This window comes from Campylobacter concisus (assembly GCF_002165815.1).
In the GTDB taxonomy this organism is placed as follows: Bacteria; Campylobacterota; Campylobacteria; order Campylobacterales; family Campylobacteraceae; genus Campylobacter_A; species Campylobacter_A concisus_BH.
On record NZ_NDYN01000006.1, the window covers coordinates 107,598 to 131,776 of the forward strand.

Annotated in this window: 24 protein-coding genes and 1 tRNA gene; 10 read left to right on the top strand and 15 right to left on the bottom strand. The window is 40.7% G+C overall.

The window, feature by feature from the left end; all coding sequences use genetic code 11:
* Nucleotides 1–100: 100 nt before the first annotated feature.
* Nucleotides 101–1,645: a flavocytochrome c gene (locus tag B9N65_RS07195; RefSeq protein WP_087583376.1), complete on the bottom strand. Its 1,545-nt coding sequence runs from the start codon at nt 1,643–1,645 to the stop codon at nt 101–103.
* A gap of 268 nt (nt 1,646–1,913) precedes the next feature.
* Between B9N65_RS07195 and B9N65_RS07200 the strand changes: the two genes are divergently transcribed.
* A tRNA-Val gene (locus tag B9N65_RS07200) sits at nt 1,914–1,989 on the top strand.
* A gap of 249 nt (nt 1,990–2,238) precedes the next feature.
* Nucleotides 2,239–3,546: an Ig-like domain-containing protein gene (locus tag B9N65_RS07205; protein WP_087583377.1), complete on the top strand. Its 1,308-nt coding sequence runs from the start codon at nt 2,239–2,241 to the stop codon at nt 3,544–3,546.
* A gap of 44 nt (nt 3,547–3,590) precedes the next feature.
* Here B9N65_RS07205 and B9N65_RS07210 read toward each other — a convergent pair whose 3' ends face one another.
* The 4 genes from B9N65_RS07210 to B9N65_RS07225 form a co-directional block, all read right to left on the bottom strand.
* Nucleotides 3,591–5,009 carry an alanine/glycine:cation symporter family protein gene (locus B9N65_RS07210; protein WP_087583378.1) on the bottom strand — a complete coding sequence of 473 codons (1,419 nt, stop codon included), beginning with the start codon at nt 5,007–5,009 and terminating at the stop codon, nt 3,591–3,593.
* A gap of 88 nt (nt 5,010–5,097) precedes the next feature.
* A complete protein-coding gene (locus tag B9N65_RS07215; protein WP_087583379.1) occupies nt 5,098–5,613 on the bottom strand; it encodes an ATP-dependent DNA helicase RuvA in 516 nt (171 codons plus the stop codon).
* 43 nt (nt 5,614–5,656) lie between these two features.
* The gene (locus B9N65_RS07220; RefSeq protein WP_257640044.1) at nt 5,657–6,823 is read right to left on the bottom strand and encodes a replication-associated recombination protein A; all 1,167 of its coding nucleotides are present in this window, start codon (nt 6,821–6,823) and stop codon (nt 5,657–5,659) included.
* Nucleotides 6,824–6,843: 20 nt separating this feature from the next.
* Entirely contained in the window at nt 6,844–7,374 is a 531-nt protein-coding gene (locus tag B9N65_RS07225) for a pyridoxamine 5'-phosphate oxidase family protein (RefSeq protein WP_087583381.1), read from the bottom strand.
* Nucleotides 7,375–7,453: 79 nt separating this feature from the next.
* Between B9N65_RS07225 and B9N65_RS07230 the strand changes: the two genes are divergently transcribed.
* Nucleotides 7,454–7,747: a hypothetical protein gene (locus tag B9N65_RS07230; protein ID WP_087583382.1), complete on the top strand. Its 294-nt coding sequence runs from the start codon at nt 7,454–7,456 to the stop codon at nt 7,745–7,747.
* A gap of 7 nt (nt 7,748–7,754) precedes the next feature.
* Here the strand turns inward: B9N65_RS07230 and ung are convergent, their stop codons facing one another.
* The gene (gene ung, locus B9N65_RS07235) at nt 7,755–8,441 is read right to left on the bottom strand and encodes a uracil-DNA glycosylase (protein ID WP_087583383.1); all 687 of its coding nucleotides are present in this window, start codon (nt 8,439–8,441) and stop codon (nt 7,755–7,757) included.
* A gap of 63 nt (nt 8,442–8,504) precedes the next feature.
* Here ung and B9N65_RS07240 point away from each other — a divergent pair, with 63 nt between their 5' ends.
* The 3 genes from B9N65_RS07240 to infC all read left to right on the top strand — a co-directional run bounded on the left by B9N65_RS07240 (nt 8,505) and on the right by infC (nt 11,757).
* Nucleotides 8,505–9,071 carry a YbaK/EbsC family protein gene (locus B9N65_RS07240; protein WP_087583384.1) on the top strand — a complete coding sequence of 189 codons (567 nt, stop codon included), beginning with the start codon at nt 8,505–8,507 and terminating at the stop codon, nt 9,069–9,071.
* Nucleotides 9,072–9,421: 350 nt separating this feature from the next.
* Complete coding sequence (gene thrS, locus B9N65_RS07250; RefSeq protein WP_087583385.1) at nt 9,422–11,242, top strand: threonine--tRNA ligase; 1,821 nt, start codon at nt 9,422–9,424, stop codon at nt 11,240–11,242.
* Complete coding sequence (infC, locus tag B9N65_RS07255; protein ID WP_009295104.1) at nt 11,239–11,757, top strand: translation initiation factor IF-3; 519 nt, start codon at nt 11,239–11,241, stop codon at nt 11,755–11,757. Before thrS ends, infC begins: the two co-directional genes overlap by 4 nt.
* A 988-nt stretch (nt 11,758–12,745) precedes the next feature.
* Here the strand turns inward: infC and B9N65_RS11270 are convergent.
* The 3 genes from B9N65_RS11270 to B9N65_RS07265 all read right to left on the bottom strand — a co-directional run bounded on the left by B9N65_RS11270 (nt 12,746) and on the right by B9N65_RS07265 (nt 16,009).
* Nucleotides 12,746–12,874, bottom strand: coding sequence for a hypothetical protein (locus B9N65_RS11270; protein ID WP_257640042.1), 129 nt, complete (start codon nt 12,872–12,874; stop codon nt 12,746–12,748).
* 1,034 nt (nt 12,875–13,908) lie between these two features.
* Nucleotides 13,909–15,267, bottom strand: a complete 1,359-nt coding sequence (gene gdhA / locus B9N65_RS07260; RefSeq protein ID WP_087583386.1) for an NADP-specific glutamate dehydrogenase — start codon at nt 15,265–15,267, stop codon at nt 13,909–13,911.
* A 169-nt stretch (nt 15,268–15,436) separates the two neighbouring features.
* Nucleotides 15,437–16,009: an SMI1/KNR4 family protein gene (locus B9N65_RS07265; protein ID WP_087583387.1), complete on the bottom strand. Its 573-nt coding sequence runs from the start codon at nt 16,007–16,009 to the stop codon at nt 15,437–15,439.
* A gap of 23 nt (nt 16,010–16,032) precedes the next feature.
* Between B9N65_RS07265 and B9N65_RS07270 the strand changes: the two genes are divergently transcribed.
* Nucleotides 16,033–17,004 carry a PQQ-binding-like beta-propeller repeat protein gene (locus tag B9N65_RS07270; RefSeq protein WP_257640043.1) on the top strand — a complete coding sequence of 324 codons (972 nt, stop codon included), beginning with the start codon at nt 16,033–16,035 and terminating at the stop codon, nt 17,002–17,004.
* Nucleotides 17,005–17,044: 40 nt separating this feature from the next.
* Here B9N65_RS07270 and B9N65_RS07275 read toward each other — a convergent pair whose 3' ends face one another.
* From B9N65_RS07275 to glmM, 6 genes are all read right to left on the bottom strand, one after another.
* Nucleotides 17,045–18,484: an acetyl-CoA carboxylase subunit A gene (locus B9N65_RS07275; protein ID WP_004317286.1), complete on the bottom strand. Its 1,440-nt coding sequence runs from the start codon at nt 18,482–18,484 to the stop codon at nt 17,045–17,047.
* Nucleotides 18,485–18,600: 116 nt separating this feature from the next.
* On the bottom strand, nt 18,601–19,146 hold the full coding sequence (locus tag B9N65_RS07280; protein WP_021092665.1) for a hypothetical protein: 546 nt from the start codon (nt 19,144–19,146) through the stop codon (nt 18,601–18,603).
* Nucleotides 19,147–19,155: 9 nt separating this feature from the next.
* Nucleotides 19,156–19,590 carry a CopD family protein gene (locus tag B9N65_RS07285; RefSeq protein ID WP_004317437.1) on the bottom strand — a complete coding sequence of 145 codons (435 nt, stop codon included), beginning with the start codon at nt 19,588–19,590 and terminating at the stop codon, nt 19,156–19,158.
* A 9-nt stretch (nt 19,591–19,599) separates the two neighbouring features.
* Nucleotides 19,600–19,962 (bottom strand): NINE protein, encoded by a 363-nt coding sequence (locus B9N65_RS07290; protein WP_087583388.1) that lies wholly within the window; start codon nt 19,960–19,962, stop codon nt 19,600–19,602.
* Entirely contained in the window at nt 19,952–20,404 is a 453-nt protein-coding gene (gene lspA, locus B9N65_RS07295) for a signal peptidase II (RefSeq protein ID WP_087583389.1), read from the bottom strand. Before lspA ends, B9N65_RS07290 begins: the two co-directional genes overlap by 11 nt.
* Nucleotides 20,397–21,737 (bottom strand): phosphoglucosamine mutase, encoded by a 1,341-nt coding sequence (gene glmM / locus B9N65_RS07300; protein WP_021083852.1) that lies wholly within the window; start codon nt 21,735–21,737, stop codon nt 20,397–20,399. Before glmM ends, lspA begins: the two co-directional genes overlap by 8 nt.
* Before the next feature lie 157 nt (nt 21,738–21,894).
* Here glmM and rpsT point away from each other — a divergent pair, with 157 nt between their 5' ends.
* From rpsT to B9N65_RS07315, 3 genes are all read left to right on the top strand, one after another.
* Nucleotides 21,895–22,164 (top strand): 30S ribosomal protein S20, encoded by a 270-nt coding sequence (rpsT, locus tag B9N65_RS07305; RefSeq protein ID WP_009295094.1) that lies wholly within the window; start codon nt 21,895–21,897, stop codon nt 22,162–22,164.
* A gap of 14 nt (nt 22,165–22,178) precedes the next feature.
* A complete protein-coding gene (prfA, locus tag B9N65_RS07310) occupies nt 22,179–23,246 on the top strand; it encodes a peptide chain release factor 1 (RefSeq protein ID WP_004317452.1) in 1,068 nt (355 codons plus the stop codon).
* A 314-nt stretch (nt 23,247–23,560) separates the two neighbouring features.
* Nucleotides 23,561–23,980 (top strand): TOBE domain-containing protein, encoded by a 420-nt coding sequence (locus B9N65_RS07315; protein ID WP_009295093.1) that lies wholly within the window; start codon nt 23,561–23,563, stop codon nt 23,978–23,980.
* Nucleotides 23,981–24,179 lie beyond the last annotated feature (199 nt).

The window sequence follows — 24,179 nt, forward strand, 5'->3', positions numbered from 1 at the left end:
AACTAATATTTTTGCTTAAACTTATTTTTATAAAATTATAGTCTTCGCTTGATTAAATCTGCATTAATAATAAATTAGTGTGCCAAAAGGCACACTAAATTTAGATATTTTCTCCAGCGATCATGCCAAATACTATACAATCAGTGATCGCAACAGTGCCTAAGCGGCTCGCTCCGTGCGTACCACCAGTGATCTCGCCAGCTGCGTAAAGGCCTGGTATTGGCTTGCCACTCTTGCTTGATAATACTTGCGCTTTTTCGTTGATCTTTAGACCGCCCATTGTGTGGTGAGGTTTTGGAGATAGGCGGATGACATAAAATGGACCAGCTTCGTTGATCTCAGAAAGCGCACTCTCTTGCTTGCCAAATTCATCTTTTTTGGCTTTTACGCCCTCATTATATTTTTTGACCGTCTCTTTTAGCGCATCAGCTGGGACGCCGTATTTGCTAGCGATCTCATCTAAGCTCTTGCACTCGCCAACTAGCTTGCCACTACTCATGCCCTTGCTTATGATCTCTTCGCTAAGGTCTTTAAATGCCATCTTTGTATCGGCAAATGTGATAGGGAATTTATCAGGTGCTGCTCTTAAAATTTTAAACTCAGCGTCTGCTCTTGTCTTGCGGTCAGCTAGCTCGTTCATGAAGCGCTTGCCAGTTCTTACATCTACTGCGATGCCGTATTTAAATGTGCCTTGTTGAGTTAGGATAGGAGCTGTGCCAAAGCCTTTCTCATCTGGGCTCGCCCATGGGCCAAACTGGATCCAGTCTACTTGCACAGGGTATGCGCCAAGCTCAAATGCCTTTAAAAGCACGCCAGCTGTCGCACCTGCGTGGTTTGTACTATCGACGTTGTCTGGGATACGCGGGTCTTGAAGCTTTCTAAACGCCTTATCCCTGCAAAAGCCGCCAGCTGCAAGGATGACGCCTTTGTTTGCTTTGATGGTCTTTTTAGTGCCGCTTGTGTTCTCTAAGTCGTCGTTATAAAGTTTATCATCAAATTTATACTCTTCTCTTACCGCAACACCCACTACTTTGCCGCTCTCATCGACAACAAAGTCGTCAAATTTAGTTCTTCTTACTAGCTTGCAGCCATCTGTTTTTTCAAATTTCTCAAGCATAGGCTGGATGTAGCCTGAGCCGCTGTCGTTTGTAGTAAGCATCGATCTAGCCACGCTGTGACCGCCAAAGTGAGCGCAGTGATCCATCTTAAACTGCACGCCGCAGTCTACTAAGAAGTTAAATGACTCCATCGCGCGATTAGCTATGGTCTCAAGTAGCTCTGGGTGGTTTAGCCCAAGGCCTGCTTTTAGACAGTCTTCGATAAATAGCTCTTTGCTATCTTTTATGCCAGTTTTTTCCTGGACTGGATTTACTGGAACAGCCATACCGCCGCCATTTATGACAGAGTTACCGCCGATCCTACCCATTTTTTCTATGATCAAGACTTTGTTTCCTCTTTTGGCTGCGCTAAGGCCAGCTGCAAGCCCTGCAAATCCAGAACCGATGATGACAACATCATATTCTTCGTCAAATTTGACATCTTTTGCATCTATAGCAGAAGCTTGTGCATTTACAGCACCTAAAGCCAAAGCACCAGCACCTGCAACACTCATCTTAAGCATTTCACGTCTTGAAATTTGCTTCATAAGATCTCCTTTTGGATAAAATTTGTCTCGCTGTGAGAATTATACAAGGATAGTATGAGAATAATATGAGAAATGATAAAAAATATATTGCCATTTTTAAGGTAATAAAAGAAAATTTGTTAGTAAAAATTAATATTATCTTTAATATATAAATTTATCTTTTGGTAATAAATTTCATATAATGTAAGAGAAATCAAGCGTTTGAATTTTAAAGAAAAGGATAATTAAGCTAAATAAAAAGGAAAATAAAATATAATCCCAAATCTTTGGTCCCGTAGCTCAGTTGGTAGAGCACTACCTTGACATGGTAGTGGTCGATGGTTCGAGTCCATTCGGGGCCACCATTTCTATATAAACTTCCCCAAAACGTAAAATCCAAAAAATAAAATTTAAAAATATTTTTTTGTAACTATACCATTTTTAAATTTTAAACTAAATCCCTAAAATACGGCAAGCTATTACTAAATTTAACTAAAAAATTTATAACTTCATATTTCTAAAATGTCACAACTGTACCAAAGTACAATAGTAAAGAACTAAAATATTTACTTATAATTGCAGCATAAAAACTAAAAACATAAAAAGGAAATGTTATGAGTAAAGTTAAAGGATTAATAAAATCAATAATCGGCACGGATGCCATCGTCGCTATAGACGCTAACGGAAATCAAAGAACTCTAAAAGCAGGCGACGTGATCTATGACAATGAGGTCATAAAAGAGCAAGATGGCGTAAAGGTTGAGGTACAATCTGCGCAAACTCAAAATGAAAAAGCTAGCGATGAGACTGGCAAAGAGATAGCATCACTACAAGAGCAATTATTAAATGGTAAAAATATCTCTGATCTTGAAGAGACTGCAGCTGGCGGCACTCAATCAGCGGGCGGAGTAAGCTCGAATGGCGTGAGCCTTGGCGCTGCTGGCTTTGCAAATGGCGGTCATGAGTCAAACATCAATGCGAATTTTGGCGATCTAAGCTCTCAAGCAAATGCAAGTGCAGAGGCTTTTACAAATGTAGGCGGTGGCGCAAGCGAGGAGGGCTTTAGTCTTGATACACTTGCGGCTGCGATAGATAATGCATATAACAATATATTGCCGCAGCCACTAGAAGTATCTGTCACAGCAGTTGATGATAACGTAGTGACTGGAAATACAGATCAGGCAGTAAGCAGCAACCTTGACATCGAGGGCAATATCTTAGAGCATGAAAATTCACAAAGAACAGGCCTACATATCACAAATGATAACACTCCAACTTTAGTAGGTAAAGCTACTGCAAACTCTACTATAAGTATATTTGATGGTGAAGGTGAAAATGCACCACTGCTTGGCACGACAACTGCTGATAATGATGGCAACTGGTCATACACACCAACTTCGCCTTTAGCTGATGGGGATCATAAATTTACGATTGAAGCTAGTAAAGTAGCTGCAAACGGCGAAGAGCTAAAAGCTACAAGCAAGCAAGAGATAACTGTTGATACAGACAATAGCACCTTGTCTATCACAAAAATATCTACTGATGACTTTTCTGACCTGTCACACTATAATACAATGTATGATAGCAATAAACAATATGACTTTTCACCGACCATAGAGGGCAAAGCAGAGCCATTTGCTGAAATAAATTTGGTTATTAAAACAGCTGATATTATTAATCGTGATGGCTTAGGTAACTCTTGGCTAGGTAAAGCAGCTCAAGTAGTCGAAGAGCTAAGCGCTAAGGCTGATGCTGATGGCAACTGGAAAGTCGAAAGTAGTGTTTTAAACAATAGAGATTTTGAGTACACAGTCCAAGCTTCATCAGTAGATGAGGCTGGCAATAAATACGCAGAACCTCAAGCAACGACATTTTATATGCCACTTGAGCCTATAACTGTTGCTCCAACTGACCACCTATAATATAAATTTAATGTGGAGAGAGCTCTCTCCACTCACTCTTAAATTTACTTCAAATACTCTTTTACGTCGTACTCTTTGCCAGCATCGTGATCTTTTAAAAGTTTGGCTACAACTGGGCTTAGAAGGATAATGGCGATCAAATTTGGCACAACCATAAGACCGTTAAACATATCTGCTAAACTCCAGACAAAATCGACCTTTTGCAAGCTGCCTAAAAAGACAAAAACGACAACTAAAATTTTAAAAATTTTAACCGCTTTTGCGCCAAAAAGGTAGCGCACGTTGATCTCAGCGAAGTAATACCAGCCAATGATCGTCGTAAATGCGAAGAAAAATAGGCAGATCGCCACGAAGCTATAACCGCCAGTTTTGCCAAATATATGTGACGAAAACGCCTCTTGCACCAAGGTGATGCCTGTAAAGACTGCCTTGCCGTTTTCAAAGCTGATGACATTTGCAGTAAGCACCACAAAAACGGTTATATTTAAGATGACAAAGGTGTCTATAAAGACGCTCATTATGCCAAGGACGGCTTGATCGACTGGGTGTTTGACGTTTGCAGCAGCGTGTGCGTGCGGAGTTGAGCCCATGCCAGCTTCGTTGCTAAAAAGTCCCCTTGCGATGCCGTATCTCATAGCAGCTGCGATGCTAGCTCCAGTTGCCCCACCCCAAGCAGCCGAAGGATCAAATGCGGCTTTAAATATTAGCGAGATCGCCTCTGGGATTTGGTGAAAATTTAAAGTGATGATAACCACGCCAACAACGATGTAAAGTAGCGCCATTAGCGGCACGATCTTTTCAGCGACCCTTGCGATCGCTTTTACTCCGCCTATGAAAATTAGCGCGCAGATGAGAGCCAAAAACGCCCCCGTTAGCCACTGCGGTATGCCAAAAGCGCCGCTAAAGCCGTCTGATATGGAGTTTGCTTGAACCATATTGCCGATAAAGCCAAGTGCGATGATGATAGCGATAGCGAAAAATCCAGCTAGAAATTTCGCCCATTTGCCCTTTAATCCGCGGCTTATGTAAAAGGCTGGACCGCCTATCGTGTGGCCGCTATCGTCTTTGGTGCGGTAAATTTGGGCGAGGCAAATTTCAGCAAAATTTGTAGCCATGCCTAAAAAGGCTGCGCACCACATCCAAAAAATGGCCCCAGGACCGCCCATGATAAGCGCTGTGGTCGCACCCACGAGGTTTCCAGTGCCAACTTGAGCCGCGATAGCGGTTGCGACTGCTTGAAACGAGCTCATACCAGCCTTGCCAGCAGCCTCGCCGTGAAGTGAGAAATTTCCAAAAAGTTCGCCTAAACCCATCTTAAATTTAAAAATCTGAACAAAGCCAAGTCTAATGGTGAAAAATAGTCCAGTGCCGCAAAGTAGGGCGATTAGGAAGTATGGACCCCAGAGAAATGAATTTATACTTTCAACGTAGTTATTTAAAATTTCAGCAAAATTTGTAGGCATTTTTTAACTTTCGTGATTGATTTGGATTTAAGAAGTATATTTGAAAAAATATAAAATTTAAATTAACTACTAAAAAATCATGGCCAAGCTAAATTTTTACAAAAGCGTCCTGCAAAACCATGCTTGAGTAGTAGTAAAAGCTGTAAAATAGCCTATCGTCATAGTTTAGCTCGTCTTGATCTACGATATCAAGATACTTTGGCTCTAGCATTTGCTCCATTTTAGTAAGTGGCTTTGCGTGCTCAAGCTGCTCTAATTTCTCGCAAATTTCAAGCATAAATTTAAAAAAGAGTTCAAGCTTACACGAGATAAATTTAGCTGCCTCGCCTTTTTCGTCTAGCGCACTTTTATAAATTCGCACTAAAAAAACGAGCGCAAATGGCGTTGCATGCCAAAATGTCTCTTGATATTCACACTCACCAAAGATTTCATCAAGCAGCTCGCTAAGCTCTTTTTCATCAAATTTAGACTTTTTCACAGCCTTTGTAAGTGTGTTTAAAATTTGCGCAAAAAGCTCCGCCGTGCCGTAGCTACAGCTTAGTCTATCCCATGGCACGTCTTTTATCTTTAAATTTGCGATATATTCTAAATTTTGCTCATTCATCCTTAAAACAGCCCTTTTAAATTTGAAAGAGTAAAGCCTAAATTTAGTCCTTTGACCTTATCTTTTCTAGCCACTCATTTAGCGTTTTTTCAAAGCCTATGCCCTTGCTTTTGTAAAAAACGAGCGGTTTTTCTAGGTATTTTTGCTCGACCCAGCCGCCAAAATCATGCGGATAAAGGTAGTCTTTGCTCTCTTTTGTGTGATTTTTTAGATATGGCGGGATCTTTAAAATTTCTTCGCTTTGCACGTATCTTAGGGCGGCATTTATCGCGTTGTAGCTGGAGTTTGACTTTGGCGAGCTAGCTAGATAGACGGCGCACTGAGCCAGTATGATCCTAGCCTCTGGGAAGCCTATCTCTTTTACGACGCTAAGCGTGCTTGCGGCTAAATTTAGCGCATTTGGGTTTGCGTTGCCGATGTCTTCGCTGGCAAATATCGCCATCCTTCTAGCGATGAAGTCCGCGCTCTCGCCAGAGTCTATGAGCCTTGCGAGATAGTATATGACGGCGTTTTCGTCGCTTCCGCGCAGGCTTTTTATAAAAGCACTTGCTAGCTCGTAGTGCGTGTCATCCTCTTTTGCCCCCTCTTTTAGGGCGTTTTGGCGAAGTGTTTTTAAATTTTCTAGGCTCACATTTTCATCAAGCGTGACGGCAAATTCGAGTAAATTTAGCATAGCTCTTGCGTCGCCACCGCTACTTTTAAAGAGATACTCCTTTGCCTCCTCGTCAATACTAAATGAAATTTGCTCTTTTATCTTGCCAAGAAGCTCCTCAAAATCGCCACTGCTAAGCGGTCTAAACTCAAAGAGCATCGAGCGACTTCTTATGCCTGAGCTTAGCGTGAAAAAGGGATTTTCAGTACTTGCACCGATGACTAGGGCTTTGTAGTTTTCCATGGGGATCAAAAGCGCTTCTTGCTGGGTTTTGCTAAGCCTATGGATCTCGTCTATGAAAAAGAGCGGCTTGTTTAGGGCGTTTTCGTAGTTTTTTAAAATTTTGCGAAAGTCATCTATCTTTAAATTTCCGCCGTCAAACTCGTAAAAGTCGTAGTTTGCCCCGCTTGCCACAGCTCTTGCAAAGCTCGTCTTACCACAGCCTGCTGGACCATAAAATATGGAGTGCGGTATCTTGCTTGTGGCTATAAATTTTAAAAATGCCGCTTTAACCGCCTTTTGACCGCAAATTTCATCCAAGTTTTTTGGTCTAAACATCAGTGCAAGTGAGCTCAAATTTACTCCTTTACCGCTTTTGGTAAAATTTTGGCCTTTGCGCTAAGGCTCTCTATCTTTAGCTCGTAAATTTTCATATTTTTTAGCCCATACTCGGCCGCCACGTCAAAGGTGCTCATCGCGTAGGAGGTGTATTTTTGGCTGAGAATTTTTAAAATTTCATATCTTTTGGCTTCATCTTTCACTTCGTAGGCTATTGTTTTTGCGATGGCGCTTTTGTATTCAGTCGTAAAGACCTTGCCACCAAGCGCCTTGCCGTCGTCTTTTATCATTTCTAGCTCGCTATCATTTAGGTGTGGGACCTTGTTGAAGCTAACGCAGACAAACTCCATTTTTCGCCCATTTTGAAGCAGTTTTGCCTTGCTGCCAGCGCTCGCTCCGTGGATAAAAATGCTCTCACCAACTCTAACTGGCGAGATCGGTACGCTAAAAATTTCTCCCTCATCATCCACGCATGAGATCACCGCGTATTCGCAATCATCGATAATCTCAAGCGCCTCGTCTTGGCTAAGCTCTCTATCTTTTCGCCTCATTTTTCATCCTTTTTTTGCAAAATATTTTAAAATTTAAGTGCTTAAAGGCTAGTATAACGCAAAAATTTCAAGGAAAAATATGAAAAAATTTGCCATTTTTGCCCTTTTTCTGGGCGTAAATTTATTTGGTGCAAGCGAGGTTTGCAAAGAGTATGTCAAGCAAAGCAGGCTCTATCTTGACGAGCTTTATGCCAAAGAGAGCAAGAAGCTTGCGGGTGACGAGAAAGCGCTAAGGCTTTTTGAGCTTAAATTTGATGAGTTTAAGCAAAGACAAATCGGCCAAGAGGCGATGATAATGCAAAATAACGATGAGAAATTTTGCAAAAGCGAGCTTGAAAAGGTAAATAAGCTTCTTAGTGAGCTTAAAAAATAGCTCAAATTTAAGCGTTTAAGTCCCACTCGATGGGCGTTTTGCCGTGGTTTGCTAGGTAGATATTTGCCTTTGAAAAGTGCCTGCAACCAAAAAACGCCCCACGAGCTAGCGGACTTGGGTGGGCTGCCTCTAAGATGAGGTGCTTGCTGGCGTCTATTAGCGGCGCTTTTGCCTTGGCTGGGTTGCCCCAGAGCATAAAAACTACGTTTTGTAAATTTTGGCTAATCTTTCTTATGACGGCGTCTGTAAAGCCCTGCCAGCCGAAGCTAGCGTGAGAATTTGCCGCTCCAGCACTTACACTTAAAGTTGAGTTTAGAAGTAGCACGCCTTGCTTTGCCCACTTTGTAAGATCGCCGCTATTTGGCTCTTTTATGCCAAGATCGGCGTAAATTTCTTTATAAATATTCACAAGGCTTGGCGGCACTCTCACGCCACTTGGCACTGAAAAGCTTAGTCCCATGGCTTGATTTGCGCCGTGATATGGGTCTTGGCCTAGGATGACGACCTTGACATCGTGAAATGGCGTTAGATTAAATGCGTTAAATATAAGCCCGCTTGGTGGATAGACGACGCCAGCGCTCTTTGCTTTTAAGAAATTCTCTTTGATGCGTGCGAAATTTTCACTCAAAAACTCATCTTTTAGCACCTCTTTCCAGCTTGGCTCGATCTTTACGTCATCTAAATTTATCTGCATTTTCCTGCCCTTTTTTGGTTTTAGCGGTATAATTTTAACTAAATTTATCCAAAGGAAAGAGCTGTGTCAGAGCAAATTTTTAATAAAATCCACGAGCTTCTTAGTAAGAATGGGGCTAAATTTAGAGTGATAGAGCATGAGAGTGCTAGGACTTCAGAGGAGGTCGCTAAGATAAGAGGCACAAAGATGAGTCAGGGCGCAAAGGCGCTGGTCTGCTCTATAAAGGGCGTAGATGAAGAGAAATTTAGGCAAATTTTTAAAGGTGAAAATGTGCTAGATGGCTACTTGTTAGACGACGAAAAGCCAGCGATGAAGGCTGGTAAAATTTACTTGCTAGCGGTCTTGCCAGCTGACGAGCAGGCTGATCTTGACGCGCTTACGCAAAAATTTGACGGTAAAAGAGCAAGCCTTGCTAGTCCAGATGAGGTTACAGCGCTTGCTGATTGCGTTTTTGGCTCGGTTCCACCATTTAGCTTTCATAAAAATTTGCACCTTGTCGTGGATGAGAGTTTGCTAGAGCGAAACGAGGAGATCGCCTTTAATGCGGGGCTTCTTGATAGATCTATCGTTTTAAACGCAAAAGACTACGCTAGGATAGTAAAGCCGGTGTTTGTTAAATTTGCAAAATAAAAGTGCTAGGCTAACCACTTCCTAGCACTAAATTAATCGGGAGAAAAATGAATTTAAGTAATGCAAAGACGAGAAATTGCTAAATTCATTTCAGGAGCAAATATTATCAGGGATAATCTTAAAATATAATAAAGTATATTGATAAAATGCGTATATTTTAGGGATATTTATCTTTATATATAAAAAAATATATTTTAAAATCCAAAAATTTTGGCTCAAATTTCATTAAATTTAAAAAGAATTTATAAAAATTTGCTTAGCAAATATTAAGTTTAGCTTAAAGCCCATTTTGATAAAATCCTTAATCGTTCTTTTATCGTAAAAAAGACAATTTGATATAAGGAAAAACAATGAGCGATATCATCGCATACAAACTAAATGGCGAAATAGTCGATACTCAAAGTATCGCAGGGCGTGAAAGTAGTGCTGAGCCTATCTATTTTGACAACTCAAAAGAGGCACTACACGTTATCAGACACTCCTGTGCGCACCTCATGGCACAAGCTATCAAATCACTCTATCCAAAGGCGAAATTCTTTGTCGGACCAAACGTAGAAGATGGATTTTATTATGATTTTAGAGTTGATGATGAGGGCACGAAGCTAGGCGAGAGCGATCTAGCAGCGATCGAAGATAAGATGAAAGAGCTTGCTGAGAAGAAATTTGACATCGTTAAAACCTGCTCAACTAAAGCTAATATGAGTGAGAAATTTAAAAACGACGATCTAAAACAAGAGGTCTTAAAAAGAATTCCAGATGGCGAAGTGAGCAGCTACGCACAAGGCGATTTTGAAGACCTTTGCCGCGGACCGCACGTGCCAAATACTAAATTTTTAAAATTCTTCAAGCTTACACGCGTGGCTGGCGCGTATCTTGGCGGCGATGAGAGCCGTGAGATGCTAACTAGAATTTACGGCACAGCTTACGCAGACAAAGAGAGCCTAAAAGAGCACATCCGCATCATCGAAGAGGCTAAAAAGCGCGATCACAGAAAGCTTGGCGTCGAGATGAAGCTATTTACATTTGATGAAGAAGTGGGTGGCGGTTTGCCTATCTGGCTACCAAATGGCGGACGCTTAAGATCAAAACTAGAGCAGCTCTTATACAAAGCTCACCGCGACCGCGGCTACGAGCCAGTGCGAGGACCTGAGCTTTTAAAGGCTGATGTGTGGAGAAGAAGTGGCCACTACGCAAACTATAAAGAAAATATGTACTTTACAACGATTGATGAGACAGAGTATGGCATCAAGCCGATGAACTGCGTTGGTCACATCAAAGTTTATCAAAGCGATATCCGCTCTTACCGCGACTTACCGCTTAAATTTTTCGAGTATGGCGTCGTGCACCGCCATGAAAAAAGCGGCGTGCTTCACGGACTTTTCAGGGTTAGAGAATTTGCACAAGATGACTCACATATCTTTTGTATGCCAAGCCAGATCAAAGAAAATATCTTAGAAATTTTAAAATTTGCTGGCACGATAATGGAGAATTTTGGCTTTCATTACGAGATGGAAATTTCAACCAAACCAGCCAAAGCTATCGGTGGCGATGAAATTTGGGAAACTGCTACAAAAGCGTTAAAAGAAGCTCTTGATGAAAATGGCTTTAAATACGGCATCGACGAGGGCGGTGGCGCATTTTATGGACCAAAGATCGACATTAAGATAACTGACGCACTTAAGAGAAAGTGGCAGTGCGGTACGATACAAGTTGATTTTAACTTGCCAGAGCGCTTTGATCTAGGCTACATCGACGCAAAAAACGAAAGACAGCGCCCAGTAATGCTTCACAGAGCCTTGCTTGGTAGTTTTGAGAGATTTATAGGAATTTTACTTGAGCACACTGCTGGCGAGCTACCATTTTTCATAGCTCCTACGCAAGTAGTCATTGTGCCTATTAGCGACGCGCATTTAGACTACGCAAAAGAGATTTCACGCGAGCTAAGAAAGATCAACGTCGATAGCGAGATCGCAAGTAAAAATGAGAGTTTAAATAAGAGAATAAGAACGGCAGAAAAACAAAGGGTGCCTATGATAGTCGTGCTAGGAGACAACGAAGTAGCAAACAAGGGCGTTGCATTGCGCGACAGACAGGCTAGGACGCAGAGCGATATGAGCTTGGCGGAATTTATAAATTTAACGAAGGAGAAACTTAGTGAGGTACATTTTTGAGTAAGGAAAATGAAGTATTGCTCAATGAGGACATAAGGGCGAGAGAGGTAAGATGTGTAGGAGACGATGGCACGGCGTACGGTGTCATCTCAAGAGATGAGGCTTTAGAGATCTCAAACAAGCTTGGGCTTGACCTGGTGCTTATAGCGCCAGATGCAAAGCCGCCAGTTTGCAAGATAATGGACTATGGTAAATTCCGCTATCAGCAAGAGAAAAAGCAAAAAGAGGCTAAGAAAAAGCAAAAAACCATCGAGATAAAAGAGATAAAACTCTCTGTCAAGATCGCCCAAAACGATATAAACTATAAGGTTAAACACGCAAGCGAATTTTTGCAAGATGGCAAACACGTTAAATTTCGTGTATTTTTAAAGGGTCGCGAGATGAGCACCCCAGAGGCTGGCGTAGCTATGCTTGAGAAGGTCTGGGAGATGATCAAAGATGAGGCTGACCGCGACAAAGAGCCTATAATAGAAGGTCGTTATGTAAATATGCTTGTAACTCCAAAAAAGGGTTAAATTTCTATAAAGAGCAGGCTAGAGCTTGCTCTTTTTCATTAAATTTTTAATATAAAAACTCACAAATAACTATTTTCAAAAATTCTATCATTTTTATATTTGCTAAATTTACGCTGAGAGTATTTTACTGGCTGATGTGGCTTGCGGTTAAATTTTGTAGGATGAATTTAGACGTGGCTTAAATTTAGTAAATTTTGATTTTTGCTTACTGGAATTTAATACTTTGACATCACTTGTATAGACGTTGTGCTGAAAATAATTTAGACAAATTGACTTTCTTGCGAGTTTGTAAATTTAAGTGTTTGTGCGAGTGTTTTAAACTAAATTTCGCCTGATTGCTGGCTAAATTTGGAAGAAACTTGATTATTTGTAGCTTAAATTTAGCAAATTTTAAATTCCCTTGTTCGAATTTGATTATCTTGCTGTCACTCGCAAAAGCGCTGTGCCTAAAAACTTCTTGTGAGTTTTAAATTTTGTCTTTTATATGCTTGAGTGAGAGTTTTTAAGCTAAATTTTGCCTATGAGCTAGCTAAATTTGGCAAAGAGAATATCGCTTTAATAATACTTTTTACAAAATGTTTTGACTACTTCAGTTTTTATTTGATGAGCAAATTTGGTAAGAAACTTGATTATTTGTAGCTTAAATTTAGCAAATTTTAATCTTTGCTTAGCAGAATTTAATCAGTTTGCTATCACTTGCGTGAGTGCTTTGCTGAAATTTGACCAAGCAAATGCAGCCTATTAGAGTAAATTTGAACTTCTTGTGAGTTTGCAAATTTAAATGCTATGCGGGTGTTTTAAGCTAATTTTCGCCTAATATCTGGCTAAATTTGGCAGGGGGTGTGGTGTCGCTTTGATAAATGCTTTTCGCAAACGTTTTTACTGCTTTTGGTTTTATGTGGTGACTAAATTTGATGGGGAATTTGCTTATTTGCGGGTTAAATGTAGCAAATTTTACTTTTTGCTTGCCAGAATTTGCCCCACCTTTTTACTGCCTCTTACGTGAGTGATTTGCTGAAATTTGACCAAGCAAACGCAGCCCATTAGAGTAAATTTGAACTTCTTGTGAGTTTGTAAATTTATGGTGCGTGTGCGAGTGCCGTGAGCTAAATTTCATCTAATAGGTTGCTGAACTTGACGAGAGAAATATAGCTTTAATAAGTGCCCTTTGCAAATCTTTTGACTGCTTTTATTTTATTTGGAGCAAAATTTAGCAAGAAATTTCTTTGTTTATAGCTTAAATTTATAAAATTTTAATTTTTGCTTGCTGGAATTTGTTCTATTTTTTTATCGCTCGCATGGATGCTTTACAGAAATTTGACTGGGTGAGAGCCACATACTAGAGTAAAAATGAAAGCTTCTTTTGAGTAAATTCGATATTTGTAGTGTTTATGCGAGTGCTTTGAGCTAAATTTTGCCTAATAGCTGGTTAAATTTAATAAGTGAAATTTGGTTTTTCTTGTAAAAATGTGAGTAGTTTTTATCGCTTTAAAATGCTTTTTTGCGAAGGATTTGACTGCTTTTGTTTTATGTGGTAGCAAAATTTGATAAGAGAAATTTAGGTGTGGCTTAAATTTATAAAATTTAACTATCTCTTGCCAAAAATGTGCTCTGTTATCCGTTTGAGAAATTTTAGGTCTTGCTCGCTTTTTGGCAGGATTTTGTCATTTAGCCTTACTATGTCGAAGTTACAAGTGCTATGAAAATTTCTCTCTCAAAACTCATTTACTGCAAATTTCTTCATCGCCAAGCAGCCACATATAGACGACACAACTCCGTGCAATCAAGCAAAATATCCACAGGATGCTCCATGGCAAAAACTTTCAATTTTACTGGATGAGCCTTGCCATACCACCATTTGCCACTATATTAGCTCTTTTGACAAAAATTCTATAAAAAGCTCTAAAAAATGTGATCTGCTAGCCACCCTAGTGAAATTTAGCCAAGCTTCAAATTCACATCTGCCACGCCAGCAAAAATTTGTCAAAACAAACACCGCATAAAATGCTTCAAACTAGCGTAAATTTGATAGCTTGCTAGTAAAATTTGCCATACAAAAGGCAAACTCTATTTTGGCTAAAAACCCTGCCTGCCTCGTATCGATTTACGCCCAAATTTAACTTGGACGTAAATTTACAAAGCAAAATTGGCCTACACATATCCTTGATCTATCATCGCATCAGCCACTTTTCTAAAGCCAGCGATATTTGAGCCAAGCACTAGGTTGCCCTCTTCGCCAAACTCTTTACTTGTTTCATAGCTTAGTTCAAAGATGTGATTCATAATGCCATGAAGTCTGCGATCGACCTCCTCGAAACTCCACGAAGTCATGCCAGCATTTTGCATCATCTCAAGGCCACTTGTGCCAACGCCGCCAGCGTTTGCTGCTTTTGCTGGTGCAAAGTGAAAGTCTTTTTGCGCAAGCATGAAATTTATCGCATCAAGCGTGCTTGGCATGTTCGCGCCCTCAGCCACGAAGCGGCAGCCATTTGCGTAAAGCACTTTTATGTCAGCTAGGTGAAGCTCGTTTTGTGTCGCACATGGGAAGGCCCCGTCGCATGGTACGTCCCAGACGCCGTTTCTGCCCTCTTTATACTCGCTTACGCTTACATATTTTGCATTTGGTCTAAATTTGGTGTATTCGCTAAGGCGAGCGCGCTTCACTTCTTTTAACTCTTTAAGCACCGCTAGATCGATGCCCTCAGCGTCATAGACATATCCGTTTGAGTCAGAGACGGTGATAGGCAGTGCGCCTGCTTGATAGAGCTTTTCGACTGTGTAGATAGCGACATTTCCGCTACCGCTGATGCTGCATTTTTTGCCCTCTAGATCAAGTCCAGCTTTTTTTAGCATGTTTTGAGTGAAATATACTAGTCCGTATCCAGTGGCCTCTGTGCGCGCTAGGCTGCCGCCCCAGTTTAGCCCCTTGCCAGTTAGGATGCCATCAAATCTGCCAGTTAGCTTTTTATACTGGCCAAACATATAGCCGATCTCTCTAGCGCCCACGCCGATGTCGCCTGCTGGCACATCCACGGTGTTACCGATGTGGCGATATAGCTCGCTCATAAATGCTTGACAAAAGCGCATTATCTCGCCCTCGCTCTTACCCTTTGGATCAAAGGTGCTGCCACCTTTTGCGCCGCCGATATTTACGCCAGTGAGCGAGTTTTTGAAAATTTGCTCAAATCCAAGAAATTTTAGCACGCCAAGATCGACGCTTGGGTGAAGCCTTAGACCGCCTTTGTATGGGCCAACAGCTGAGTTAAACTGCACGCGGTAGCCGTTATTTACCTTTGGTCTGCCATCGTCGCCTGTATATGTCACGCGAAAGATCACCGTGCGCTCAGGGATGACGATACGCTCTAGGATCGCGTGTTTTTGGTACTTGCTCTCTCTTTTGATAAGCGGCTCTAGGCTGTTTAAAACCTCAGTCGCAGCTTGGACAAAGACGCCTTGACCTGGGTTGGTCTTCTTTATCCACTCCATCGTTTGTTCGATGTACTCGCTCATTTTTGCTCCTTTTTCCTTTTTTTGTAGTTAAATATTAACTCGGCTAGAAAAAATTTTTATTTAAAGATATTTTAATATTTTTATTTTGGGCAATGAGTGTTACATATCGAAACTAAATTTATAAAAAATGGTTTTTGCTTTGGTTGCTAGGATAAATTTATAAAATTTACTAAATTTGCGCCATCTCTTGCCAAAAATCAAGTGCCACGTCGTCTGCTTGGACAAAATTTAGTATTTGCTGGGCTGATGGCATGGCTTCGCCGTTTAGTCTTGCTATATAGGTGCTGGCAAGCGCTATGAAAAATTTTTCAAAGTCACTCGCAACGCACCTGCTGCAAAGCTTTTTATCTCCAAGTAGCCACGCATAGACCGCACCACTCGTGCAATCAAGCAAAAATATCCAAGGATCTCCCACGGCAAAAACTATCAAATTTGCTGGTCGAGCTTCACCCTGCCACCATTTGCCTCCAAACTCATCTACGCCATTTAGGCGCACTAGCTCGCTTGCATAGTCGCCTCTTGAGCCAAAACTGACATTGCAAATTTCAAAGTTGCCAAGGTTAAATTTGCTTAAAAACTCTAAAAATTTGGCTGGAAAATTTACGCCAAGGCTCTTTTGTGCTTGCATAAACGCCAAAGCGTCCTTTTGTGGCAAAAGTCTCATACCAGTTATGTCCTCTTGCTCTAGTGGCAAGAAAATTTGATCTAGTTTTCTAGCGATCTCGTCTAATTTTAAAAACATATCGCTCCTTAAATTTGCTAAATTTGGCAAATTTTATCAAATTTAGCCCAGTGCGCTTTGAAATTTGGGTTATAATCTATCCTCTTGATATGCCTGGTGTGGAGTTTCGCGGGCACGGCGTAACTGGCATTTATGAGATGGATGAGCGCATTGCATTTGTGCATTTTGCTTTTGGGGTGCCTAGCGAGCTAGAGATAGCTCAAAAACTAACGCCAAACTACGTGCTACTAGATACATTTTCACGCGACTTTAGCGAGCATAAAAGATCAACGCTTATCTACAAACAAAGCGAAATTTTTATAGCTAGCAATGCGCGTTGCTACCCAGAAAATGGCTATTTCGTGCTAAATACTAGATACTACAAGGGCTACATAAATTCCCCAGCAAAGCTTATAAAGATAAGTGACGGGCTGATGAGCGAGCTTGGCGTTGCTAAGGAGCCTGTAAAAGAGATATATAACGACGCTAAAACGTATGAATTTGATGGCTTTTGCGTGCGCATGAGCTCGCCATTTATGATGGAGTGCAAAGAAATTTTGGGCGGCGCAGAGCTCAAAAGCGAAGCAAAAGATGAAAATTTAAACACTAATTTGCCGCCCAAAGAGCAGGGCGCAAGGATAGGTAAGAGCATCTGGCGGCTAAAGCTTGGTGCATATCTTTACACGCCAGTTTGCCTGCGTGAGGGGGTGCTTTACTTTGGCACCGCTGGCAAGGGCGGAGATCTATACGCCGTGGATGCAAAAAGTGGCGAGGTGATGTTTAAGTTTAAAACCAGCGGCACGGAGCATTTTGTTTGGATCAAAGGTCAAATTTTGCTCGCAAACCGCAAAAATAAGCCAGTTTTGATAAGCGCCAAAGATGGCTTGCTATTAAAAGAGATAGAGTTTGAGAAATTTAGACTTAGCGCAGATCAGATCATGCTAGTAAGCGGTGGCAGGCTCTATGCTGTGGCTAATGACGGAGCTAAAATTTACGCAGTTTGCGCGGAAATTTAGCCTTGGCGAAATTTATCGCCAAAGCCATAATGAGATAAATTTATCTCTTCTTTTTATATCTTTTTATCGCCTCTACGATGACCTCTTCTAGGTCGTCATTTGGCTCTTTGTTCATATCATCGTAGGTGTTTTCAAGGATAGTTTTTAAGTTTTTCTCAACGTAGCTAGTATCGAAAAATCCCCTTCTAAACTCCTTACTTTTGCTGATCGTTAGCAAAAATGGGATGATAGTTCGCACGCCCTCGATGGTAAATTCTTCAAGTGCTCTTTCAAGTTTATTTACCGCAAGATCATAATCAGTCGCCTTGACGATCAGTTTTGCGATAAGTGAGTCGTAAAATGGCGGTATGGTGTAGTCCTTATAGACGTGGCTATCGACGCGCACAGATGGGCCAAGAGCTGGGTAGTAGCCCTCGATCGTGCCTGGTGCTGGGATGAAATTCTCCCAGACATTTTCAGCCGTGATCCTTGCTTCTATCGCGTAGCCGCGTGGTTTGATGTCGCTTTGCTCGATCTCTAAAATTTCACCAGCTGCGATCCTTATCTGCCTAACGACAAGATCATGTCCTGTGATCTCTTCAGTGATGCCGTGCTCCACTTGGATACGGGTGTTCATCTCCATAAAGTAAAAGTTGTTGTAGTCATCTAGCAAAAACTCGATCGTTCCTACGTTTGAGTAGCCAACGGCCTTTGCAGCAGCCACTGCGGTCACACCCATGATCTTTCTTAAATTTTCGCTAATCGATGGGCAAGGTGCGATCTCGATGATCTTTTGGTGGCGCCTTTGGATAGAGCAGTCACGCTCGCAAAGGTGGATGATGTTGCCGTAGTTATCGCCTAAAATTTGAAACTCGATGTGGCGAGGATTGACGACAAGCTTCTCCATAAAAACTTCGTCGTTGTTAAAGTATGCTTTTGCCTCTCTGGTGCACGACTCAAAGGCATCTTGCATATCTTCTTCTTGCCAGACCTCCCTGATACCACGGCCGCCACCGCCACCACTTGCTTTTAAGATGACTGGATAGCCGATGCGTCTAGCGTGCTCTTTTATGGCGTCCATGCTCTCATCATTTAGCTTTTCAGTGCCAGGCACTATCGGTATGCCGTTTTTCTTCATTAGATATCTAGCGATGTTTTTATCGCCCATTTTTTTGATGACTTCAGCCTTTGGACCGATGAAGATGAGCCCAGCATCCTCAACCGCCTTTGCAAATTCGTAGTTTTCGCTTAAAAAGCCGTATCCTGGGTGTATCGCGTCAGCTCCGCACTCTTTTGCAAGCTTTACGATAGCTTTGGCGTCAAGATAGCCTTTGATCGGATCTTCGCCCACTTGATAGGCCTCATCAGCGATCCTGACGTGTAAGCACTCGCTGTCTGGTGCTGTGTAAATTCCTACGCTTTGGATGTGTAAATCCCTACAAGCTCTGACTATCCTAACTGCGATCTCACCACGATTTGCGATAAGAATTTTATGTATCATAGGCTATCCTTTTTGAGTTTTTCTTATCATATAACTATTCGTTTTATTTTTAGATAAATTTGTTAAGTCTGGTTTTAAAATTTGAGTGTAAAGGCTAAATTTACACTCAAATTTCTTTATTTGCTGATGATTTGTGGGAAAGGTGTGGCTAGGGCTTTTTTGCTAAAGTCTTGTGACTCGATCGTGAAATTTGTAGCAAATCTTTGAATGCCCTCTTTTTTATAGGCACGCCTTTGGATGGTAAAAAGGACTAAATTTCCGCCTTGTTTGGTGTAGCGATATATCGAGTGCTCGGCTGTTGGCACACCATTTAGGTTTGAAAATATCGTGATATCAAGATAAATTTCATTTGCGAGCGAGCCCTTTTTATAAGCCACTTTTAGCCCTTTTGCTTTTAGCTCCTTTAGGTCATTTATCTTTTGCTCGACCGCTTGCTCTGGCGTAGCGTCAAATTTAAGGGTATTTAGCGAGAGCATGTAGCTAAAACTATCTAGCTTCTCACCAGGCAGCAGATACTCCTGCGTGAATAAATTTGGCACAGGCTTGGCTGAGCCTGCTAGCGAGTAGAGTCTGTTATCAAATTTTATTTGCATCGGCTCAAAATACTGAGTAGCCGCGAGCAAGAGCGCTGGCAAAGCGATAAATGCTAAAAATTTCTTCATCAAATTCCTTTAAAATGGATTTACTATCATGACCCAGATGATGATTAGCATCGCGATAGTTGGCACTTCGTTGTAGGCTCTAAAGAAGATGCCACTTTTATTACAGCGTTTTTCTTTGAGCTGCTTCATGTAGCGTCCAAGGTCTAGGTGGTAAATAGCCATCAAGATGACAACTAAAATTTTGACATGGATGTGACCAGTTTTTATAAGATCAGGCATCGCGATAAGTATCAATATGCCAGTGACAAATGAGCCGATGAGTGCGACCCAACCGATGTAGTGATACATCTTGTACTCCATCACCTCAACCACTTTTACAAAGTCAGGTTTGTCCATATTTTCTACGTGATAAACGTAGAGCCTTGGCTGATAAAACAGCACTGCCATCCACGAGATGAAAAACAAATAGTGGAGGTATTTTAAGTAAAGATAATATTCTGCCATAACGTCTCCTTATCTAAAAAGTATCTCTTTTCTAGCTTCAAATTCAGCCTTGCTGATCGCACCACTCTCAAAAAGCTCGTAAAGCCTTTTTAAGTCATCCTCTTTATCTTTTAGTTTTAGTCTCTCTTTTAGCTCGACTTTTTGTAAATTTTTCTCGACATAAGCACCAACTAAAAATGCATCGATAAGCCACCAAATGCCCCAGATGATTAAAAATGGTATGCCTATAATGAAATAAAACGTAGAGTAGCCAACGAAAAATAACCCCATCATCAAAAAGCCAGTGATAAATTTACCAAGGTAAATTCTATGCGCCCCAAGCCAGCCAGTAAGTAGCCAAAGCGCGTATGCGACGTAGATATTATTTCCCACTCTCTCTCCTTTTTCTAAAACTTTGCCAAAGTATCATCACGACGCAAAGATCGATCATCACATCAGCGAAGTTAAAGACCGCAAAGTTAAACCACTTATGCCAAAAGACGTAATCCACGACGCCGCCATGGATAAATCTATCTGTGATGTTTGAGCTGCCAGCTCCTAGTAAAGCTCCAAGCCAAATGGCATGCGAGCAAAGCAGCTTTTTCTCAACGACAAGATAGACAAAGACGCCTAAGATAAGGGCGATCTGGATAAATTTCAGCCACTCATCTAAAAAGGCAAACATCGAAAATGCAACGCCCTTATTATATGTAAGAACTAGCGAGAAAAACTCGCCCTCCCACGAAAAACCATCTATAAATATCATTTTTATCGCTTGATCAACGATAAAAATGAGAAAAAATGCGATGAAAAATTTAACTAAGCTTTTAAGCATTTAGGGCTTTTATAAAAAATTTCTCAACTTCATCCATGCGTTTTTCAACTAAAGTTTGATTTTTACCTTCAAGCAAAAGTCTGATCAAATTTTCAGTGCCAGAGTATCTAAAGAGCGATCTTATGCCCTCTTTTGCGAGGCTAGCCTCAAGCTCTTTTAGCCCCTCTATCTTATCAAGCGGCTTTTTCTCTGTGATCTTTAAATTTAGTAAAATTTGTGGATACGGTTTTAGCTCGCCAAAAATTTCACTAGCTTTTTTACCTTTTTTAAGCATCATAGCAACTACTTGCATCGAAGTAACAAGGCCGTCGCCAGTCTTGGCGTAGTCGTTAAATATGACGTGACCGCTTTGCTCGCCACCAAAATTTATGCCATTTTCTTTCATCATCTCAAGCACGTATTTATCGCCTACGTTTGAGCGAAGTAGCTTGATCTTGTGAGCTTTTAGATAGTCATCAAGTGCGGCGTTACTCATCACTGTAGCCACGATGGCTCCACCTTTTAGCGCCTTTTGCTCGTGTAAAAATGCTGCAAGTGAGCCAAGTATCGCATCTCCATGCACAACTTCGCCGTTTTCATCGACAACGACAAGTCTATCAGCATCGCCGTCAAATGCAAAGCCGATATCTGCGCGAAGCCTTTTTACCTCGCTTGCTAGATCTTCTGGGTGAAGTGCGCCGCAGTTTTGGTTGATGTTGCTACCATTTGGCTCGTCGTTTATGACGATGACATCAGCTCCAAGCTCGCTAAATACAGTTGGTGCGACCTTGTAAGCAGCTCCGTTTGCCACATCTAAAACTACTCGTAAATTCTTTAAATTTAGCTCTTTTGGGAATGAATTTTTGATCTGCACGATATATCTGCCGATAACATCGTCGATTCTCTTGTTTGCACCGATCTCTGTCATCGTTTTTTGGGCGTTTGCGATGAGCTCATCGTCGTAGAAAATTTTTTCTATCTCAGCCTCTATCGTCTCATCAAGCTTGTTGCCAAAGCTATCAAAAAATTTGATGCCGTTATCGTAGTATGGGTTGTGCGACGCGCTTATCATTATGCCAGCGTCACAGCGCATATTTTCTGTTAAAAATGCGATCGCAGGTGTTGGCATAGGGCCTATTTGAAGGACGTTGTAGCCAACTGCAGTTAGCCCTGCAACGATGGCGGTTTCTATCATATAGCCACTTTTTCTAGTATCTTTTCCAACCAAAATCACATTTGTCGCTGAGGTCTTTCTAAAGTAAATTCCAGCAGCCATTGCAAGGCGCATAGATGTTTGAGCTGAAAGCTTTTCGCCAGCCTTACCACGAACTCCGTCTGTTCCAAAAAGTTTCATCAATTTATCCTTTTTATTATAAAATGGTGCTATTTTATCAGAAATTATCAAATTTAAAATCTAAAATTTTATTTGTTTTAAAGCAGACTTAAATTCAGTTACAATTAAATATATTTTTCATATAATCACGGACTAAAATTATCAAAAAAGGTATATTATGGCAAACCATAAATCTGCTGAAAAAAGAGCTAGACAAACTATAAAAAGAACTGAGAGAAACAGATTTTACCGCACTAGACTTAAAAATATCACAAAAGCAGTGCGTGTAGCTGTAGAAGCTAAAGATATTGAAGCTGCAAATGAAGCTTTAAAAGTTGCTAACAAAAGCATCCACAGCTTCGTAAGTAGAGGCTTTTTGAAGAAACAAACTGCTGCTCGCCGCGTTAGTCGCCTTGCTCAATTAGTAAACACTCTAAAAGCTGCTTAATCTATTAAATTTTAATGTTTGCTGATAAACTTCATCCATTTTTGGATCGCTATGATGAAATTTCTACGCTTCTGAGCGATCCAAATATAGCAAACGATATCGAAAAGATGACAAAGCTCTCAAAAGAGCAATCATCTATCGAACCAGTCGCAACTGCTGCAAAAAAATATCTACAAATTCTAAACGACATCGAAGAGAATAAAGCCTTGCTTGAGGACTCTGAGCTTGGCGAGCTTGCAAAAGATGAGCTTAAAAATTTAGAAATTTCAAGAGAGAAGCTTGAAGAAGAGATCAAAATTTTACTTCTTCCAAAAGATCCAAACGATGATAAAAATATATTTTTAGAAATTCGCGCAGGCACTGGTGGCGACGAGGCTGCACTATTTGTCGGAGATCTTTTTAATGCTTACATCAGATATGCAGAGCTTCGTGGATATAAATTTGAGATCGTTAGCCAAAGCGAGGGCAACACTGGCGGTTTTAAAGAGATCATCGTGCTTATAAAGGGCAAAGGCGCTTACTCTAGGCTAAAATTTGAAGGTGGCACACATAGGGTTCAGCGTGTACCAGAGACTGAGAGCCAGGGTAGGGTGCACACCTCGGCTGTGACTGTGGCTATCATGCCAGAGGTTGAAGATAGCGAGATCGAGATCAATCCAAATGATATAAGAGTTGATGTTATGAGAAGCTCGGGCCACGGCGGTCAGTCAGTAAATACAACTGATAGTGCCGTTAGGATCACGCACATACCAACTGGACTTGTTGTCACAAACCAAGATGGCAAGAGCCAGCACAAAAACAAAGAGGCTGCTATGAAGGTGCTAAAAGCTAGACTTTACGAGATGCAAGAGCAAGAGAGGCTTGCTAAAGAGACTAGCGAGCGCAAGAGTCAGGTCGGCACTGGAGACCGCTCAGGCAGGATAAGAACTTATAACTACCCGCAAAACCGCATAAGCGATCACCGCATAAATTTAACACTTTACCGCCTTGATGCGATCATGGCTGCAGGATTATTTGACGAGATCATTGAACCGCTTATCACTCACTATCAAGCAGAAGCGATGCTTGAAGCTGGCATTTAAGCGCAAAATTTATAAATTCTCACCAAGTCATTAAAAATCAAAAATCTACAAACTAAGATCTAAAGTCATCTGATCTCGAAACGATCTTAGTTTGTCTACTTTATAATAAAAAATAATATTTATTCAATATATTTTTCAAAAATAATTTAAATTAAATTTTTAGATTTTAGTTTCATTTTGTGCGATATTTTGGGCTTTGGTAAATTATAAACCTTTACTTGTGATATTAAAAAATTTTATTAATTGATCATAAGTTCGCATTAATAATAATACTCTATAATACCCAAACATTAAATCAAAAATAAGGAGAAAATATGTCACTAAGTGCAAGAAATCAACTAAATGTTGAGATATCAGAAGTAAGAACAGGTGCGGTAAATTCGCTAATAGCTGGCAAACTAGCAGGTGGCGAGGTGCTAAAAGCAACTATTACAGTTGATAGCGAGAAAGCTCTTGATCTTAAAGTTGGTAAAAAAGCTATATTCTTATTCAAAGCTTCAAGCGTTATCGTTTCAAAAGACGACAGCATCAAGCTTAGCGCAACAAACCAAATCAAAGGCGTTGTTAGCGAGATAAAAGATGGCGCTGTAAATGCTGAGGTTATCATTGACGCAAATGGCAGCAAAATTTCAGCTATCATCACAAGAGAGTCAGTTCATAACTTAGCTTTAAAAGCAGGCGACAAAGTAACTGCTATCATCAAAGCAACTCAAATCATAGTTGGCGTTAAATAATTTTTCGGGGCAAATTTGCTCCGATCCTCTTGTTAAATTAATTTATAAACTTAAACTAATATCCAAAACTAAATCCTAAAATCTCTAATAAATTTTTCAAAGCAGAAAATTTAATTAATATTTATTTTTTCTAAATTTAAAAATAAAATCTCCAAATTTTATACTAAATTTACTATAAATGCCAATTTAGCGTAAATCT